Here is an 18,469-nt window from a genome sequence, read left to right as displayed (position 1 = left end):
ATACCTGGGGGAACGCCGTATGATCGATATACACACGCACATACTGCCCGGCCTTGACCACGGGCCAGAGGCGGTAAGTGAAAGCATCGCCATTGCCAAAGAAGCAGCCGCCAACAATATTCAGACGGTCTTTGCGACTCCGCATTACCGGCCGGGTGTCTATGACAACGACGGCCTGGCGGTTAAAGAAGCCGTGCTTGATTTTAATATGCAGCTCCGGGCCGAAAGTATTCCACTGCACGTAAAAAGCGGCCACGAAATTACGCTGTATAAGGAGATGGTAGATGACCTTTTATCCGGGCAGCTGCTGCCGCTCGAAGATACCAACTACGTCCTCGTGGAAATGCAGACCAGCGACACCTTCATGCAAATCAAAGCGCTGTTTCACTCGATGCAGCTCGAGGGCTATATTCCGATCATGACACATCCGGAGCGGCTGCAGAGCAGCGAAGAAACGGATGAACCGCTTTATTATTTTGTATCCCACGGGGCGCTCGCGCAGGTAAGCGCTGAGGCGGTGGCTGGGAGACAGGGGTGGAAAAGACAAAGGTTCGCCCTGAAGCTCCTGCGGAAAAACCTGGCTCATTTCATCGCCTCGCAGGCAGACAGTGTGCCTTTTCGCCTGAAGCCTGCCTACGAACAGACAGCAGCAGTTCTCGGCCTGAAAAAGGCCCGGGAGCTGCAGGAAAATACGAAGCGTCTTCTCGTCGGTTCACCGGCGTTTGTCGACCCGCCCAGGCCACTGCACAAGAAGCGTGCTTTTTTTAAACGAATGTAAGGAAATTCTGTCCAAAATTTCAGGAAACAAGGAGGAATGCAGATGCGATTAGTCCTGTTATCCGGAGGTTCGGGAAAACGGCTGTGGCCATTGTCCAACGACACGAGATCCAAACAGTTTTTAAAGGTGCTAGACGGGCCGGACGGCGAAAAGGAGTCGATGGTCCAGCGGGTGTGGAGACAGCTGGAAGCATGCGGCCTGGCTTCCTCGGCGGTGATTGCCACTTCAGAATCACAGAAGGACCTGATTAAACGCCAAATTGGGGAAAACGTTCCGCTCGTCATGGAGCCGGAGCGCCGGGATACATTCGCCGCTGTGGCGCTTGCAGCGAGCTACCTGTTTTCTGTGGAAAAAGCGTTTCCGGAGGAAGTGATTGTAATGCTTCCGGTAGACGCATTCGTAGACACTACTTTTTTTGAAAATTTTGAACTTTTGGAGCAGCTAATTCATGAAGGCTCGAGCGATATGGCCCTGATGGGAGTCCAGCCCATCTATCCGTCCACCAAATACGGCTATATCGTTCCGGACGGGTGGAACGAAGACACCAAAGCCTTTACCGTCAAAGCCTTCACGGAAAAGCCGGACGAAGCGACGGCGGAGCAACTCATTGAAAGTCAGGCGCTGTGGAACTGCGGCGTCTTCGGCTTTACGATGGGATACCTGCTCCGGATTCTGGAGGAGGAAAAGCTGCCGTTTGAGTACGAGCTGCTTAAAAGCCAGTACCACACGATCCCTGAGATCAGCTTTGACTACCGGGTCGTGGAGAAGGCGGAAAAGATCACCGTTTTAAAATATGAAGGTGACTGGAAGGACCTTGGCACCTGGAACACACTCACTGAGGAAATGGCCTCCAACCAGACCGGGAAAGGCATTATTTCCAAAAGCTCGGTTAACACACACCTCTTCAACGAGCTCGATATCCCGGTCGCGGTTATCGATGCGAGCAACATGGTGATTGTGTCGAGTCCCGACGGCATCATCGTCGCCAACAAGGAGTCGAGCTCGCAGATTAAAGAGCTTATCAAGGACTTCCGCTACCCGCAGATGTACGAGGAGCGGCTGTGGGGCTGGTCGCGGGTGCTCGACTACGCCAAGTACCCGGACGGCCAGATGATGATTACAAAACGGATTCTGCTGGAGTCGGGAAAAAATTCGACGCTTCACTACCATCACAACCGCGATGAAGTATGGACGGTGGTGCGCGGGGAGGGGGAGATCGCGGTCGACAATCATATGTACCGCATCAAAGCGGGGGATGTCGTCCACCTGCCGGCTGGCACAAAGCACGCGCTCCGGGCCACCATTGATCTGGAGATTGTAGAGGTGCAGACCGGCATTGATATCAGCGACGAAGACACGGTCCGGATTCATGACACATGGGATGACGTGCTGCGCGCCCACAACGGCTCCGCCGCCAAATTCATTAAATAACTTTTTTCAAAAATATTCGGTTATGTCTCCTGCACCGTTAGCACGTGGAGGCACTCGGCAGTGCTAAGGGCTTTTTTGAAAGCCTTAGACGTTCATCGTCAACAGCGCTGCGTGAGGAGAGGTTCAATGCCTCCGGTTTAACTGCGGCAGCTGCGCATACAACGCTGCTGCAGATGAAAAGACAGACCATTGGCATTCCGACTTCAGTCATCTGTTTTGAATAGATGCAGGTATTACAAAACGCCAAAATCTTACAGGAAAAGAGGATCACCAGTGGAAAAACATGCGTGTATATATGTAGCCGGGCACCGGGGGCTGGCAGGCTCTGCAATTGTGCGGAAGCTGCAGGAGGAAGGATATACCAACCTGGTGTACCGGACGAGCAGCGAGCTTGACTTGCGAAACCGAAATGATGTAGACGCTTTTTTTCAGTCCTCTTCGATAGATTACGTGTTTTTAGCAGCCGCGAAGGTTGGCGGCATTACTGCCAACAACGATTATCCGGCAGATTTTATCCGCGATAACCTGTATATTCAGACGAATGTTATCGATGCAGCCTATCAGTACAACGTGAAAAAGCTGTTGTTTTTAGGCAGTACGTGCATTTATCCAAAACATGCCCAGCAGCCGATTCAGGAGAATGCGCTCCTGACCGGCGCGCTTGAACCGACGAATGAACCGTACGCTGTGGCCAAAATTGCCGGCCTGAAGATGTGCGAAGCTTACAACCGCCAGTACGGCACCCGTTTTATCGCCGCGATGCCAACGAACCTGTACGGAAAAAACGATAATTTCGATTTGGAAACGTCGCACGTGCTGCCGGCACTGATGCGAAAATGCCACGAAGCGAAAATCAATGGGGAGCCCACGGTGGAAATATGGGGGACGGGCGAGCCGCGCCGGGAATTTCTGTACGCAGACGACCTGGCCGATGCGTGCGTCTTTCTGATGAACGAGTATGGTGGCACCGGCATGGTGAATATCGGCACCGGCCAGGATCTCTCCATCCGGGAGCTTGCCGAGACGCTCAAACGTGTCACCGGCTTCGAGGGGGATTTTACGTTTAACACGACGAAGCCCGACGGCACCTTCCGGAAACGCACCGATGTCACCCGTCTGAACAGTCTCGGCTGGGAGGCGAAAACTTCGCTTTCCGAAGGGCTGCAGACAACCTACGACTGGTACACCGGCCAGGCGGCACAACCAAACAAAGGAGCTGCTTCTCTATGACAAAATCAGCACTCATTACCGGGGTGACCGGCCAGGACGGCTCATATCTGGCGGAATTTCTGCTCGACAAAGGCTACGCGGTCTACGGCCTCCGGCGCCGGACGAGCACACCGAACTTTGAAAACATTGAACATGTAAAGGACCAGATTGAATGGATTGACGGCGACCTGACCGATTTGTCCTCTCTTATCAGCGCCGTGCAGCAGGCGCAGCCGGATGAGGTGTACAACCTGGCCGCCCAGTCGTTTGTAGCCACATCCTGGCCGCAGCCGATAGCGACGAGCCAGATTACCGCCGTCGGCGTGGTAAACATGCTGGAAGCGGTGCGCATTGCCAAGCCGGACGCCCGTTTTTACCAGGCCTCAAGCTCGGAGATGTTCGGCAAGGTGCTTGAGACACCGCAGACGGAAACGACGCCGTTCTGGCCGCGCAGTCCGTACGGGGTGGCGAAAACGTACGGCCACTGGATTACCGTCAACTACCGGGAAAGCTTTGATATGTTCGCCTGCGCCGGTATTTTATTTAACCACGAATCGCCACGGCGCGGCATGGAATTTGTCACCCGCAAGGTAACCGACGCCGCTGCCCGTATCAAGCTTGGCCTCCAGAGTGAGCTTCGAATGGGCAATCTCGACGCCAAACGCGACTGGGGCTACGCCGGCGACTACGTGAAGGCAATGTGGCTCATGCTGCAGAGCGATGAACCCGATGACTACGTGATATCCACCGGGGAGACGCATACGGTGGAGGAGCTAGTGGAGATTGCGTTCGAGTACGTCGGCCTCGACTGGCGCGACTACGTCGTGACCGACCCGAAATTTGTACGGCCGGCGGAGGTGGACCTTCTGCTCGGCGATTGCACGAAGGCGAAGGAAAAGCTCGGCTGGGAGCTTGAGGTCGGATTCCGGGAGCTGGTGGAAATGATGGTGGAGAGCGATTTGAACCATTATGGAAGCCGCCAAAACATACGGCCAATCTATCGTGAAACTTCTTAAGAAAGTGCTTGCCGGAAACATTTCCGGCAAAGCCTTCTACACCGTTCTGGACCAGGCGGCGCTGAGCGGCGTGAACTTTACGATCGGTCTCGCCTTTGTGTATTTCAGCTCTCCGGAAAATTACGGATTTTATACGATGTTTATGGGCATTTTCTTTTTGTTTTTAAGCGTACAGAACGCGCTGATTAATACACCGATGATTGTGCTTTCTCCGAAGCTTGAAGAAAAGGACGCCGTGCTGCTCCGGCGCAGCCTGTTTGCGGTGCTTCTGCTGTTTTTAGTTGTCGTATTTCTTTCGATGATGATCATTACGTATTTCAGCGGTGTGATAAGTATGGACGGAGCGGCCCTCTGGGTGCTGCCGCTCGCGGTCTGCCTGCTGCTGCTTCGGGAATATTTCCGCACCGAAGAGTACGCGCAGCTGCTGCCCCAGAAAGCGCTCAAACGGGATAGCGTCTATGCTGTGGCAGCACTCGTAGCGATCGGCGCGGCTGTGTATACAGATATTGTGTACGTATCGCTCATGTTTTTAATCACCGGTGTGGCTTCGCTGCTCGTTTCAGTTAAAAAAATGTACCAGTTCACAGTGCATCTACCGCCGAAGCAGGTAATCCGGAAGAAATTCCGTGACACGTGGAAGCTGTCGCAGTGGAGCCTGTTCGGGGCAACGAGCAGCTGGCTGCAGGGAAACACCTACCTGCTGCTGCTTTTTCTGATGCTCGGTGTTACCGAAGTCGCCTATATTGCGGCGGCCAAGCTGCTTATGACGCCGATTGTGCTCATTATCTCGAGCTGGAGCAACGTAATGAGACCACTCCTCAGCAAGGCGATGGTGCGCGAACGGCCGGGTCGGGCTGAGACGCTAATGTATCAGGGGATGGGAGCTTCGGTCGCTATTCTGCTCGTGTATACGCTCGTTTTGATGGCCGCTCTTTCCGTCGTGCCCTCCGGAGCGTTTCCGGAAGCGTACCAGGGCATTCAGGAATATGTGCTTTTATGGATGCTCGTATTTTTGTTTCAGCTCATTCGCGTCAACTACTCCAATTATTTTCAGTCGGCACTGTTTTTTAAAATGCTCGCCAAATCAGGCATGACTGTTGCCGTCATTACGGTAGGCATGACCGCCGTAACGGTCCAGGCGTTCGGGGAAGCGGGAGCGCTCATCGGGCTTATGCTTAGTGAGCTGCTGTTCAGCATTATTCTGCTGCTGAAAATGAAAGCAGACATTCCCGTCGTGGAAAAGAGGGAGGAATAAATGAAGCTTGCGGTATGTATTATTACGTATCAACGTCCGGAAGGATTACAGGCGCTTTTGGAAGGCATTGCCGCACAGAAATGGGACCAGCACCACCCCGAATTAAAAGTGGTCGTTGTGGATAACGACGCCGAAGGGAGCGCATCTGCAACGCTTCCACTCAACTACCCGTATCCGCTCATCTACGAGGTAGAACCGAAAAGAGGGATACCGGCGGCGCGAAACACGTCGGTCCGCCTGGCCGGGGACGCGGATTTTGTCGTGTTTGTGGATGATGACGAAACGCCGGCGTCCGACTGGCTCGAGCAGCTGCTTGTCGCCCGTCACGTGTACGACGCAGACGTGGTGGAAGGCAAGGTCGTGAGCGTGTTTGAACAGGAGGCGCCCGATTGGGTGATCCGTGGCGGCTTTTTTAGCGGTCTGGAGCGGCGTACCGGGGATCCGATCCGGCGGGCGGCAACCAACAACCTGCTGATGCGAAAGAGTATTTTTGACCGCTACCGGTTTAACGAAGCGCTCGCGCTTACGGGCGGATCCGACACGTTTTTATTCACCGAGCTGGAGCAGGAGTCGTATACGATGATCTGCGCGGAGGAAGCCATCGTTTTTGACCGGATTCCAGCTACACGCACAACCAGACAGTGGGTGCTGCAGCGGGCCTACCGCTCCGGCAACACGCTTGCCCTTTGCACCGGGGCAAAAGCGAATGCACGAAGGGCAAAAGCCAGCCGGGCCCTCGTCGGGAGCGGCCGAATCATCCAGGGGCTTCTCCTGTACGTGCCGGCCGCTTTCCGCTGGGAGCACGAGCGGGTGAAAGCCCTGCAGTATGTGTATATGGGTGCCGGTAACCTGGCCGGCCTGCTAGGAGTCAAGTATTTGGAGTACCAGAAAACCCATGGCAGATAAGTGAGGTACGCCGATGTTTACGAAATACGTTCTCGTATGTGTGCAGATTATCGCGCTTCTGCTGCTGATTAACGGCAGCCCCGCTCTCGCGGTGGCGTCCAATCTGCTGATCATCGTTCATTTTATTTACCACCTGCGAAGGTTTAAGGCCGTCATGCTCTTAGTGGTATTTATGAGCACGTACTATATGAACTTCGCCTACGTGTACTACGGTGGGTACAAAACGACGTACTACGACGATTACTTTTATCCGATGTATTATGATAAAACGCTTCTGATCATGTCGCTGTTTCTGCTCGTGCTTTATTTGTTTACCCGGAAGCCGGCGGCTCCGGTCTATATCGCTGACCGGCTGGAGCGGAAGTCCAACTGGGCCCTGTACCTTGTGAGCCTTGCCGCGATTACGGTCATAATTGTGCTCGGGAAATCGGGTGAAAACATTCTGGAGTCCGGCGGGTACGGGATGAATTCACAGGCAACCTTCGGGAGTCTCGCGATTTCGGAGTACGTGGTGCTGTTTATAATACTCGGCTACTACTACTCGAAAAACATTCCTTACGCGAATGTCCTGCTGCTCGGGCTGTCGTTTTTGTATATCGCAAAAATGATTTTGTTCGGCGGCCGGATCGAAGCGCTCCAGGTCGGAATGCTGCTATTTATTCTGTTCTGGGAAAAACGGCTCTCCCCCGTGATGATGCTTGCCGGCGGCGGTCTCATCTATTACGTGTTTATGGTGTTCGGCCGCATCCGGGCGGATATTTCGTTTTATCTGCAAAATCCGGAAAGCATTAACTTCGGCCTCAGCAGCTACTCGGAGGGCAGCTACATGCCGAGCAATGCCGGCGAAGTACTGTACAACTCCACTCTGTTTTCGGGGCTGCTGCAGGACGGCCTGCTTGGTGCCGGTGACCGGATGGCCGCAGCTGCAGCGTTTGTGATGCGGATCTTTCTTCCGACGAGCCGCATTCCGTTTGAACAGGCAGAGCTGAGTAATTACCTGTCGGAAATATCGCCGGCCGGGGGCGGCGGATTTATCGCCAGCTACTTTTTTTACTTTTTCGGCTTTGGCGGGATCGTCGCGATTGCGGCAGTGATCGCAGTGATCCTGAACAGACTGGCGGATGCCCGACACCCGCTGTTTATTTTCGTCGGCATCATCATTCTCACCACATTCCCCCGCTGGCTCGCGTATGACCCGATTACGATGTTTAAAATGTCGTTTTATATGGTCATTACCGCCGTCCTGTATTTCTTCGTTCACGAGCTTATGGCTGAAAAGCCGCTCCGAAAGCGGCCGTTTCTGGTAAACCCCAAGGAGGTGAGAGCATATGCGCACGAAAGCGGCGCTCGTCGGCCAGTTTCCCCCGCCGGTACACGGTTTGTCAAAGGCTCTCTTCAAGATAGCCGACGCAAAAGAGCTTCAGGCTGATTACGATATGCAGAAGATCAATCTTACCAATAACAAGCGTATTTTTTCGACAATACGAAAGCTTGCCACTTCCAACTGCGATTTTTTTTACTTCACGATTTCCCACTCGAAGGGCGGCAATGCCCGGGACCTTCTGCTGCTTGCGATCATGCTGGGGAAAAGGCGCCCGGTCATTATTCACTATCACGGGGGCTACTTTAAACAGCTGCTCGGCGAGATGAATCCGCTGCAGCGAAAGCTGAACGAACAGCTGCTTCCCAAAGCGAGCTGCGTGGTCGTGCTGAGCGAGAGCTTAAAGGCATTATTTCAGCCGATTATCCCAAATGAAAAGCTTGTCATCTGCGAAAACTTTGTGGAAAAGGAAGCACTGCTCACCGAGGAGGAGCTGGATACGAAAATACAGGCGATGAACGGCAAGCACGTGCTGTTTTTAAGTAACTTTATTGCATCCAAGGGCTATCTGGACGTGCTAAAGGCAGCGAGCCTGTCAAAGGATCACCCGGAAATGACATTTCATTTTGCGGGTGCTTTTTTTGATCCAAAGGAAGAAAAGCGGTTCAAGGCGATGGTTGAAGAGCACAAGTTAACCAACGTCGTCTTTCACGGCGTGGTGGGCGGCGAAGCGAAAAAAGAACTGCTGCGCACGTGCAATGTGTTTATACTTCCAACCTACTACCCGAATGAAGGCCAGCCAATTTCGGTCATCGAAGCGATGGCGAATGGGCTCTCGGTCGTTACGACAAAGCATGCTGGCATTCCGGATATTGTGAAAGAAGAAAACGGCTATTTTGTCCCCAAGCAGGCGCCGCACGCCATTGCCCGGCTGCTCCAGGACATCAGCATCCATGACCTGCAGAACACAGCCCGGGTCAACCGGACGTATGCCCTGCACTCGTTTAAAGAAACAGACTATACCGATCGGATTCACAAGATATTTCAGAGGGCCGTCCCGGAAGCAGCGCCGCCGGAAGCAGCCGAATCTTCAGTAAAGGAGAAGCTTGGATGAAAAAACTGGTGTTTGTAATCAACTACTTTTACCCTGACCTTGCTTCCACCGGCCAGCTGATGACCGAGCTGTGCGAGGAGCTGGCTGAGGACTTTCACATTACCGTCATCGCTGCGCAGCCCGGATACGCAGGAGCCTCTGCGCAGGGGCCTTCAGGGGTCGATTATCATGGTTCGATTAAAGTGGTTCGCGTGCCGCTCCCGCCGGTTAATAAAAACTCGAAGACGAGCCGGGCCAAATACGTGGCGCTGTACTTTATGCGGGCGCTGCGTGCCCTGCGGCGGGAAAAGGACGTGGATCTTGTGTACACGATCTCGCAGCCGCCGGTGCTCGGCGGTCTGCTCGGCACCATCGGAAAATTCATCAAACGGGCCAAGCACGTGTACAACATCCAGGATTTTAACCCCGAACAGGCCGAAGCGGCCGGCTATGTAAAAAACCAGACGGTGCTCCGGCTGGCAAAGGCAGTCGATACCGTCAACTGCGCCTTTGCCGATCATGTGGTCGTTGTCGGTGAAGACATGCGGACGACGCTCCGCCGACGGTTCGGTAAACGAAAGCCTCCGTTGCACAGCGTAATCAACAACTGGACGAACGAAAAAGAAATTGTCCCACTCGACAAAACGCACCCGGCGGTCCGAAAATTTCTGCACACTCACGGCCTGGAGAACAAATTTATCGTCATGTATTCCGGCAACCTCGGCCTGTATTATGATCTGGAAAACCTGATCCGGCTGACCGAAAAATTTTATCGCTACCCGGATATGATGTTCGTATTTATCGGCGAAGGGGCGAAAAAAGCGGAAATGCAGGAATTTGTAAACAAGCATCATCTCACCAACGTAATTTTTCTGCCATATCAGCCGTTCGAATTCATCAAATACTCGTTAAACGCAGCGGACGTGCATTTAATCGTGAACCAAAAAGGGATCAAGGGCGTGTCGGTACCAAGCAAAATATACGGCGTCATGGCTGCCGGAAAGCCTGCTATCGGGGTGCTTGAAGCGGGCAGCGAAGCGGAAAAACTGCTGCGGGTGAGCCACTCCGGTTTGGTGGCAGAGCCGAGTGATTACGAAGCGGTGGAAGAAGCGATCGCAGCCTTATATCACATGGACGCCGAAGACCGGAGAGTGATGGGGCTAGCCGGACGGTCATATCTGGACCAGCAATTAACGAAGGAGGCATCAATCGGAAAGTACCGCACGCTGTTTGAGGATCTGACGCGCGAGAAGCAGGCAGCCGTGATGCCGGGGACAAAGGCAAAACCTTCATAAAAATCTAACCGGAAGGGGAATATGCTGATGGAAACAAAACGACAGGCCGATGGCATTGTGAAGGAAGCCCACCCGTCTCTGGAGCCCATACAGACGAAGCGGTATTACGGGGCAACGAAGCGCCTGGCCGATCTTGTATTGGCCGCTGCCGGAATCATCCTGCTTGGCTGGCTGTTTGCGTTAACTGCGCTGCTGATTAAGCTCGAAGATCCGAAAGGCCCGGTATTTTTTAAACAGACCCGCTGCGGAAAAGACGGCACGCCGTTTACGATGTATAAGTTCCGCTCGATGGCGACAGACGCCGAAGCACGGTGGGAAGCGTTGCAGGATCAAAACGAAGTAAGCGGTCTGATGTTTAAGATGGCCGAGGACCCTCGCGTTACCAAAGTCGGCCGGTGGATCCGAAAAACGAGCATCGACGAGCTTCCCCAGCTGTGGAACGTGGTCAAAGGCGACATGAGTCTGGTCGGCCCGCGTCCGCCGCTTCCACGGGAGGTCAAATACTACAGCGAGTATCATATGCAGCGACTGAATGTGAAGCCAGGATGCAGCGGTCTTTGGCAGGCGACCGCCCGTAACAGTGTCGGATTTGAAGAGATGGTGCAGCTCGATCTCCTGTACATTCAAACGCGCAGCACGGTGCTTGATATGAAAATTATCGTCTGGACCTGCCTGAACATGGTATTAAAAAGAAACGCAAGCTGAAGCGGGAGACTCATAGAAAGGAGCAGCCAGATGAAAATTGCCTTTGTTACAAACTTGCGTGCACCGTACCGGACGCTGCAGTGGAACGAGTTTGCCCGTATTCCGGATACTGAAATCACGGTGTATTACACTGACCGGCCAAGTAAAAACCGGGCCTGGAAGATGACTGCGGCTGAAGGGTACAAGGAAATTGATCTTCCCGGCGTTCAGCTCGGCAAAGCGGGAAGGATGAACGCCGGACTGCACCATATTGTGAGCACCCATGATCTGATAGTGATCGGCGGGTATGAAAAGCCAACCTATATTGCGCTCAGTCTCCTGTGCCGGATGTACCGGAAGCCGTACGTGCTTTTGTATGACGGGATCAGCATCCCAAGGCTGCAGGAGGAGCCCGGTGGCTACAAGCATAAGCTGAAAGCACTCGTGGTCGAGCATTCCGCTGCCATTTTTGGGAACGGGGAGGCGAGCCGACGCTACTTTGCCGACGTGTTCGGCTATCCGGAAGCACGTATCTACAACCAGTACCTCTCAGTGGATGGCGTTTCGATTCAGGAACTCGCTCATCATCGCGATTACTACCGTGAAAAGCTGCGAAACAAATACGGCCTCACGCCGGAGGAGCAGGTGCTCGTATATTCCGGCCGGCTGATCGCGATTAAAAACATGTCAAAGGTGATCGAAGCGGTCAGCAAAATGAAAAAACCAGTGACTGTGTTCGTTATCGGGGGCGGCGAACAGGAGGAGGAGCTGCAAAAGCAGGCCCGGCAAGCCGGGGTGAAGCTTATTATTACCGGATTTCTGTCCCGGCAGGAGGATGTGTTCCAGCATTATATGCTCGGAGATGCGTTTATTCTTCCCTCCCTCATAGAGCCGTGGGGGCTGGTCGTTAACGAAGCGCTGGCTGCGGGTCTGCCGGTTATAGTGTCAGAAAACTGCGGATGCGCGCACGATCTCGTGAAGGAGGGCGTGAACGGCTACACCGTCCATCCCGATGACAGCAGGCAAATAGCCAGTGCGATAGAAAAGACTTTCACGGAGCTGGAACGCAAAAGAGCTGCCGAAGAAGCCCGGCGGCTGACGGAGCAGTGGAGCTTTACCGGGTCACGGGCATCCTTCACAGAGCTGCTTGAATACGTACGTAAAACGCATCTCACTCCAAGTCAAACGCCCAGGAGGGTCGTATGGAAAAAACCATGAGCGCAGCAAAGGTGTTGAGTGTCCTGAAAAAATACGCTCTGGCAATCGCGGCCTTCGTTATCATTGGAGGAACGATTGGAGCAGCGTACACGTATTTGTTCATTACGCCGGTGTATGAAGCCCGGGCACAAATTCTCATCAATCAGGAGCCGGAGGAGGACGCAGCTCCCGGCACCGGACTGGAAGCAAACCTGGCATATATCAACACGTACAACGTCATTATCATGAGCGCGCCGATTCTCGAGCAGGTGATCCAGGAGGCCGGCCTGAATCAAACCGTGGAAGAGCTGCAGTCACAGATTACCGTAGCGGGAGAAAATGAATCGCAGGTGGCCTCGATTACGGTGGAGAACACGGACGCGAAAACGGCGGTCACGATTGCCAATACAACCGCCCGGGTGTTTGAACGCGAAGTGCCGCAGATTATGAGCGTGGACAATGTCAGCATGTTGGCACCGGCAAAGGCTTCGGAAGTGGAAAAACCGGTCTCTCCGCAGCCGCTTTTTAATATAGCACTTGCTCTCTTGATTGGAGCGATGATCGGTATCGGATTTGCGTTTGTGCGCGAATACTTTGACCGGTCGATTAAAGAGGAAGAGGATATTGAAAACGAACTGGGCCTCCCGGTTCTCGGTATTATCACTTTTATTGCCGATCAAAAACAAGACAGGTCCGAAGAAGTGATTGAATTAGAAGAAATCACGCAACCTGAAGGTAAAGGCATGACGGCTTCCAAACAAAAGACTTCATAAAGAAATAGTTCTACATGGGAAAAAAGCGTTGCGTAGTGCGACCACGCAACGCTTTTTTCTGCATGAAGAAAAGAACATAACAAAAGGGATTTTTGAAATTACTTTGCAAATGACCTTCAGAATCCTGTGAAAACAGCCGATGGATTAAATAGGAACAAAATCGAGTGTAAGCTTAATGAAGAGGAATAATAATAGGTATGACGAAATTATCGCCGCTGGAGGAGGAAAATCGTTGCTGCATCAATTAGTGACATCAAAAACTAGATTACGGTTAATCGTGAAGTTTTTTTTATACGAGGAGGAAACGTATCTGCGGAGAATTGTCCGCGAGTTCAACGATTCGGCTAATGCGATACGCGTGGAATTAAAGCGGCTGAGCGAGATGGAGCTTATTACCGGCCGCCCGGTACAGAACCGGCGCTACTACCAGGTGAATAAAGACCATTACATGTATGAGGACATGAACCGGCTCATCCGCAACTACGTGCAGTGGGATCAAATGCAGGAGCTGCTCGCAGAAACTGAATGGCAGAATGTATATATGGCCTCGGAAGAACAGCCGCCGCACGGGCTGGAATATATTGTCGAAGTCAAAGAAGGCTCCCCGGATGCAGGCAAGCAGGTGCTGCTCGGGGACAGTATGAAAGTTACCTTCGTGACTCCAGATACGGTACGTGCGATGGAGCAGACACTGATTATGGTACACCGATTTGATCCTGGAAGAGCTAACGCCAGGCCGCAGTTGTCATAGGTTTACCTATTAAGTATTACATAGAACAAAAACCAGCCTGCCGACAATCGTCGGCAGGCTGGTTTATTGTGTTTAATGGTTGGATTTATTTTTCGAAGCGGCTTCCACAGAGAAATATTCCGGGTAATAGTTTTTATACCATTCCACGAATTTGCCGATGCCTTCGTCAAGGGAGGTGACCGGCTTGAAACCAACCGCCTTCTGCAGGCTGTCGATGTTGGCGTATGTGGCCTGGACATCGCCCGGCTGCATCGGCAGGTATTCTTTCCGGGCTTCCATGCCGAGATGCTTTTCGAGCGTTTCGATAAACGCCATCAAGGATACTGGCTGGTTGTTGCCAATGTTGTGTACTCTGTAGGGTGCATAGCTGGTCGATGGATCCGGGTTTTCCGCGTCCCAGTCGCTGTCCCCACCCGGAGCCGCCGGGATCAAACGCACAATGCCCTCCACGATATCATCGATATACGTAAAGTCTCTCATCATGTCCCCGTTGTTATACACCTGAATCGGTTCGCCGTTTACGATTTTATTCGCAAATTTGAAATAAGCCATATCCGGGCGCCCGAGCGGACCATAAACCGTAAAGAACCGCAGGCCGGTGGTCGGCAGATTATACAGGTGGCTGTATGTGTGGGCAAGCAGCTCGTTGGACTTCTTTGTTGCCGCGTACAGGCTGACCGGATGATTCACCCCGTCCTCCGGGGAAAACGGCATTTTTTTATTTGCTCCGTACACGGAGCTCGAAGACGCGTAAATCAGATGCTCCACCTGATGGTGCCGGCACATTTCCAGAATGTTCGAGAATCCGACAATATTGGACTGGATGTACTTATCCGGACGATCCAGGCTGTAGCGAACGCCTGCCTGGGCACCCAAATTAATAACTACTTTTATTTCATGCTCAGAAAATACTTTTTCCATGGCGGAGGTATCGGCCAAATCGATTTCGTGAAAATAAAAGTTCTCGTATGAAGCCAGCCGTTCCTGCCTTGCCTTTTTTAAATTAATGTCATAATAGTCGTTATGGTTATCGATACCAACGACTTCTTTTTCTTCCTGCAGCAATCGCTCTGCTGCATACATTCCTATAAAACCACTGCTTCCAGTTACTAGTATCATTACGTTCCTCCGTTAGTCATCAGCAAGCTCTGCTTGCCTGGTATTATTATTCTATTCAGCCGTTTTTCCCTTTTTACCAATAAGCGACGACACGTCGAGTATATATGATTTTCTTACCCCTTGATGCGAAGAATCAATCGAAATGTATTTTCCGTCCGGACTCCATCTTGGGTGCAGATCTGCTCGTTTACTCAAATCAAAGGCCCACGGGGCAAAAAACTGTCCTGCCTCCACAATTTCCCCGGAGTTTAAATTATACAGAAAGAGATGACGAATCCGGGATTTGTCTGGATACGTATCTGTGACCAGCCAATTCTGATCCGGCGATATCGAAGGGTGCCCGTCCCCGTACTGGTCCAAGACTCCTTCTCCTAAAATAGAAATATCCGAAGTATTTGTGTTCAACCAGTAGTAATGATCCCCATGAGCTTCTGTCCGCGCCCAGGCGATAACTTCATCGTCGTTATACCAGCAGCAGTGAGAGACCATGCGATCGTCCAGAAGCAGACGCAGGTTGCTGCCGTCTGCCGATGCGGCATATAACCTTGTGTAGCGCCCCTGCTTTCCGATCCAGCGGTGCATGAAGATAAACTGTTTACCGGAAGGAGAATACATCACATGGTTGACTTTATGCTCGGCCCCTTCCATTTCCGGTCTGAATTTATGCTGAATTAATTGTTTGATAGTAATAAGAAGTTCGGTTTTCTGCGTATCCATGTTCACTTTCCATATTCCGTCTTCTTCTCTTGGAAGAAATGGATGAAGATTCATGGATTCGCCTTCATATCCGTATTCAGGGTTCAGCCGGGTTAAGTTTTTAAAATTAATGGATAAAAATGCATTTTCACCTGGATGAAGTGTTTGCAGAGGCATGGGATATGTGGCTTCCACCTGTTCCGATTTTACATTAAACTTGCGGGCCACAAGATTTCCATCTGCAAAATTGTTGTATAAAAGGCGTTCTTCATCGAGCCAGCAGGTCATAGAGCCCTGCTGAAAATTAAAAGCTGTCGTAGTTTCTGCGGTGATTTCCTGCTGCTTTTCTCCGTCGAGCGCTACAATCTCCCAGTTGGATGCTGCGTTTAAACGATGATAAGCGAGACGTGTCTGCGAAGGATTCCAGGGCTTTCTGTCGTAATACCCAAAAAATAATGGAGCACTGGAAGCTTCCAACCCTAGATGTTCATAAGGATTTTCGAGCTTTGCTTGCGGATGCGTTTCATATGTAAAATTCTTCTTTCGGTGAAGCACGTATTGCACGCGCTGATACAAAAATTTAGCCGTTTTTTTGATTTTCGGGTTGGATTCGATCAATCGTGCCAGTCGCTTTTCAATAAAACTATATTGGGCCATAATTGTTCCTTTCTTTTCGTTTATTTTAAAGAAGCAGGGAGAGAAATAAAAACTTTACTGTACATATCATTTTAACGAATTTCAGCATAGATGGATAGATGAATTAGCACTACTGGATAATATACCTTTTCTTTCTAATTTCTGATCGCCTCTCTTACCATTTCCCGTGTTATACTATGGCAGATAATACATATTAATTTTAAGGCGGTGTCTATGTGAAAGCCTCTGTAATTATTACTACAAAAAACAGACAAAAGGAACTTCAGGCCGCAATCCAAAGTGTTCTGGCTCAGAGCCGCCAGCCGGCTGAAATTATCGTGATGGATGACGGGTCTTCCTATGATTTATCCCAAACATCAGACAGCGGGTTTTTGTCGTCTGTCCAATACTTTTACCATGAAGAAAGCCTCGGGGGAGCGGCCAGAAGAAACGAAGGAGCTGCTAAAGCCACTGGAGATATACTTATGTTTCTGGATGACGATGACACGTGGGAGCCTCAAAAAATTGAAGACCAAATAACTATTTTCGAGCACCAGCCGGATGTAGGGCTTGTTTATACAGGCCGGAAAATCGTTGATGCCGAGGACCGCGACGTCGTACTGCGTAGAATTGAACCCAAAAAACGGGGTAACGGCTGGCCGGACATCTTGTTTAATAATTTTATCGGCGTGACCTCCGGAGTAGCTGTCAGAAAAGACCTGTTTGAACAGGTGGGCGGCTTTGATACTTCTGCAGTTGCAAGGCAGGACTATGACCTTTGGATAAGGCTTGTTCGGGTTACTGAGGTTGATTATGATATAGGCTGCAACGTGAGGTATACAGTCTCCAAGCAAAAAGGCAAGCAGATAAGCAGCCGCAGCGACCTGCACGGAAAAGCTATTCACTACCTTCTTAATAAGTACCACAGTGAAATCGAGTCGTTTTCTTCGCTTGAGAAGAGGCGCATTAAAAGTGACTGGTATCATTATGTAGCAAGAAAAACGCATGGCGTCAGCTACAAGACTGCAACAGCCTGGACGATCAAAGGCCTGCTCCAATATCCGCAGATCAAACTTCTCGCTTTACTTCTGCCTCCTGTCGTTTTAAATAAATTAATCGGAAGGCTCGCTTAAATTACATCGTATACAAAAATATGTAAAGTTAATTTAAAAAAGTGCAGCGGAGACCTAAAAGGATGGAACTAATAATGACATTAAAAAGTGTTATAAAAAATAATTTAATCGTTTTTGAATTAAGATCACTCAAGAAATACCGTAAAAAAACACCATTTAGTAAAGCTCCTAAAAAGAAAGAACTGGATTACAGTTTTACGGAAAAAATTAAATCGATAAGAAATTGGGGCTTTACCGGAAGCTTTATAAACCAGAGATACAGCTATTTGCATAACAAAAAATCAATGTATTTTATACCAAATAATGTTTATCAGTGGAAATTAGTGCCTCATATTAATCCAAGAAAACATGCCAATGTTCTTGGGGATAAGTCGTTGCTGGATATAAATTTCCCAGAAGCGTCACCAACGTTATTAACAAAGGTGGAGGGGCAATGGTTTTCGGAACAAAAAGAAATCGATAAGGAGCAGGCTCATGGGCTGGCCCTTTCCGCATTAGAGGAAGGGCAGACGATCGTAGTGAAGGACGCCCACTCCTACCGGGGAAGATCCGTGAAGTTTTATGAGTTACAGGAAAAAGAGGAAGCTTTAGCACACATGGATTCAATAGAAAGCTTATGTATTCAAAAAATGATATATCAATGCAAAGAGTTATCTGCATATCACCCTGAAAGTCTTAATACGCTCCGGATACTTACATATAATTATAATGGCCAGATCCATTACCTTTCTTCTTTAGCACGTTTTGGCGTTGGGGGATCTAAGCTGGATAATACACATGCCGGAGGACTGGCATTGGTATTGAAAAAGGATGGCACCCCGCATGAAAAAGCCTGTGACGATGACTTTAATGAATACGAATATCATCCTGATACCGGAGTCAAGTTTTCTGAGCTTAGAATTCCAAACTGGGAGAAAGCAATAAACTTTGCATTATCTCTTCATCAGAAAGCCCCTCAAGTAGGTCTAATGGGATGGGATTTAGCCGTAGAGCAAGACAAGATCTGGCTTATAGAAAGCAATGCTCAATGCCCGGATATAAATCGTCATCAGGTTTATAACGGACCCTTGTTTGGTGATTTGACAGAAACGCTCTACCAAAGCGCCAATGCTAATAAGTTTTCAATTTAGTGTTTTTAATAAACACCAGTTATGGTTTAGTAGCGTTATAAATAGG

The 18,469-nt window shown here is 50.6% G+C and carries 17 protein-coding genes; 15 read left to right on the top strand and 2 right to left on the bottom strand.

Annotated elements, in window-relative coordinates; translation table 11 throughout:
• The first annotated feature begins 19 nt into the window (after positions 1-19).
• From ACTRXG_RS13525 to ACTRXG_RS13465, 13 genes are all read left to right on the top strand, one after another.
• The gene (locus tag ACTRXG_RS13525) at positions 20-778 is read left to right on the top strand and encodes a tyrosine-protein phosphatase (protein WP_474278411.1); all 759 of its coding nucleotides are present in this window, start codon (positions 20-22) and stop codon (positions 776-778) included.
• A gap of 42 nt (positions 779-820) precedes the next feature.
• Positions 821-2,209: a sugar phosphate nucleotidyltransferase gene (locus ACTRXG_RS13520; protein ID WP_474285453.1), complete on the top strand. Its 1,389-nt coding sequence runs from the start codon at positions 821-823 to the stop codon at positions 2,207-2,209.
• A gap of 273 nt (positions 2,210-2,482) precedes the next feature.
• A complete protein-coding gene (locus ACTRXG_RS13515; RefSeq protein WP_474285452.1) occupies positions 2,483-3,439 on the top strand; it encodes a GDP-L-fucose synthase family protein in 957 nt (318 codons plus the stop codon).
• Positions 3,436-4,434: a GDP-mannose 4,6-dehydratase gene (gene gmd, locus ACTRXG_RS13510; protein WP_474285450.1), complete on the top strand. Its 999-nt coding sequence runs from the start codon at positions 3,436-3,438 to the stop codon at positions 4,432-4,434. The genes ACTRXG_RS13515 and gmd overlap by 4 nt, the downstream gene beginning before the upstream one ends.
• Positions 4,388-5,689, top strand: a complete 1,302-nt coding sequence (locus ACTRXG_RS13505; RefSeq protein WP_474285449.1) for a lipopolysaccharide biosynthesis protein — start codon at positions 4,388-4,390, stop codon at positions 5,687-5,689. Before gmd ends, ACTRXG_RS13505 begins: the two co-directional genes overlap by 47 nt.
• Entirely contained in the window at positions 5,690-6,595 is a 906-nt protein-coding gene (locus ACTRXG_RS13500) for a glycosyltransferase family 2 protein (protein ID WP_474285447.1), read from the top strand.
• Positions 6,596-6,608: 13 nt separating this feature from the next.
• Positions 6,609-8,024 (top strand): hypothetical protein, encoded by a 1,416-nt coding sequence (locus tag ACTRXG_RS13495; protein WP_474285446.1) that lies wholly within the window; start codon positions 6,609-6,611, stop codon positions 8,022-8,024.
• Positions 7,924-9,030 carry a glycosyltransferase family 4 protein gene (locus ACTRXG_RS13490; protein ID WP_474285445.1) on the top strand — a complete coding sequence of 369 codons (1,107 nt, stop codon included), beginning with the start codon at positions 7,924-7,926 and terminating at the stop codon, positions 9,028-9,030. Before ACTRXG_RS13495 ends, ACTRXG_RS13490 begins: the two co-directional genes overlap by 101 nt.
• Entirely contained in the window at positions 9,027-10,304 is a 1,278-nt protein-coding gene (locus tag ACTRXG_RS13485) for a glycosyltransferase family 4 protein (protein ID WP_474285444.1), read from the top strand. The genes ACTRXG_RS13490 and ACTRXG_RS13485 overlap by 4 nt, the downstream gene beginning before the upstream one ends.
• 27 nt (positions 10,305-10,331) lie before the next feature.
• A complete protein-coding gene (locus tag ACTRXG_RS13480; protein WP_474285442.1) occupies positions 10,332-11,009 on the top strand; it encodes a sugar transferase in 678 nt (225 codons plus the stop codon).
• A 30-nt stretch (positions 11,010-11,039) separates the two neighbouring features.
• Complete coding sequence (locus ACTRXG_RS13475) at positions 11,040-12,206, top strand: glycosyltransferase family 4 protein (protein WP_474285441.1); 1,167 nt, start codon at positions 11,040-11,042, stop codon at positions 12,204-12,206.
• Positions 12,191-12,958 (top strand): YveK family protein, encoded by a 768-nt coding sequence (locus ACTRXG_RS13470; RefSeq protein ID WP_474285439.1) that lies wholly within the window; start codon positions 12,191-12,193, stop codon positions 12,956-12,958. Before ACTRXG_RS13475 ends, ACTRXG_RS13470 begins: the two co-directional genes overlap by 16 nt.
• A gap of 232 nt (positions 12,959-13,190) precedes the next feature.
• Positions 13,191-13,709, top strand: a complete 519-nt coding sequence (locus tag ACTRXG_RS13465; RefSeq protein ID WP_474285437.1) for a winged helix-turn-helix domain-containing protein — start codon at positions 13,191-13,193, stop codon at positions 13,707-13,709.
• A 72-nt stretch (positions 13,710-13,781) separates the two neighbouring features.
• On the opposite strand, the gene ACTRXG_RS13460 is transcribed toward ACTRXG_RS13465, so the two are convergent.
• Both ACTRXG_RS13460 and ACTRXG_RS13455 read right to left on the bottom strand, forming a co-directional pair.
• On the bottom strand, positions 13,782-14,828 hold the full coding sequence (locus ACTRXG_RS13460) for an NAD-dependent epimerase (RefSeq protein ID WP_474285436.1): 1,047 nt from the start codon (positions 14,826-14,828) through the stop codon (positions 13,782-13,784).
• A gap of 51 nt (positions 14,829-14,879) precedes the next feature.
• Positions 14,880-16,181: a TolB family protein gene (locus ACTRXG_RS13455; RefSeq protein WP_474285435.1), complete on the bottom strand. Its 1,302-nt coding sequence runs from the start codon at positions 16,179-16,181 to the stop codon at positions 14,880-14,882.
• Between the two features lie 215 nt (positions 16,182-16,396).
• Here ACTRXG_RS13455 and ACTRXG_RS13450 point away from each other — a divergent pair, with 215 nt between their 5' ends.
• Both ACTRXG_RS13450 and ACTRXG_RS13445 read left to right on the top strand, forming a co-directional pair.
• Positions 16,397-17,293 carry a glycosyltransferase family 2 protein gene (locus ACTRXG_RS13450; RefSeq protein WP_474285433.1) on the top strand — a complete coding sequence of 299 codons (897 nt, stop codon included), beginning with the start codon at positions 16,397-16,399 and terminating at the stop codon, positions 17,291-17,293.
• 74 nt (positions 17,294-17,367) lie between these two features.
• Entirely contained in the window at positions 17,368-18,423 is a 1,056-nt protein-coding gene (locus tag ACTRXG_RS13445) for a sugar-transfer associated ATP-grasp domain-containing protein (protein WP_474285432.1), read from the top strand.
• The last annotated feature ends 46 nt before the right edge of the window (positions 18,424-18,469 follow it).

It is taken from the genome of Marinococcus sp. LNSP9103-4 (assembly GCF_056034345.1).
This window is presented reverse-complemented; position numbering and strand designations above follow the sequence as displayed.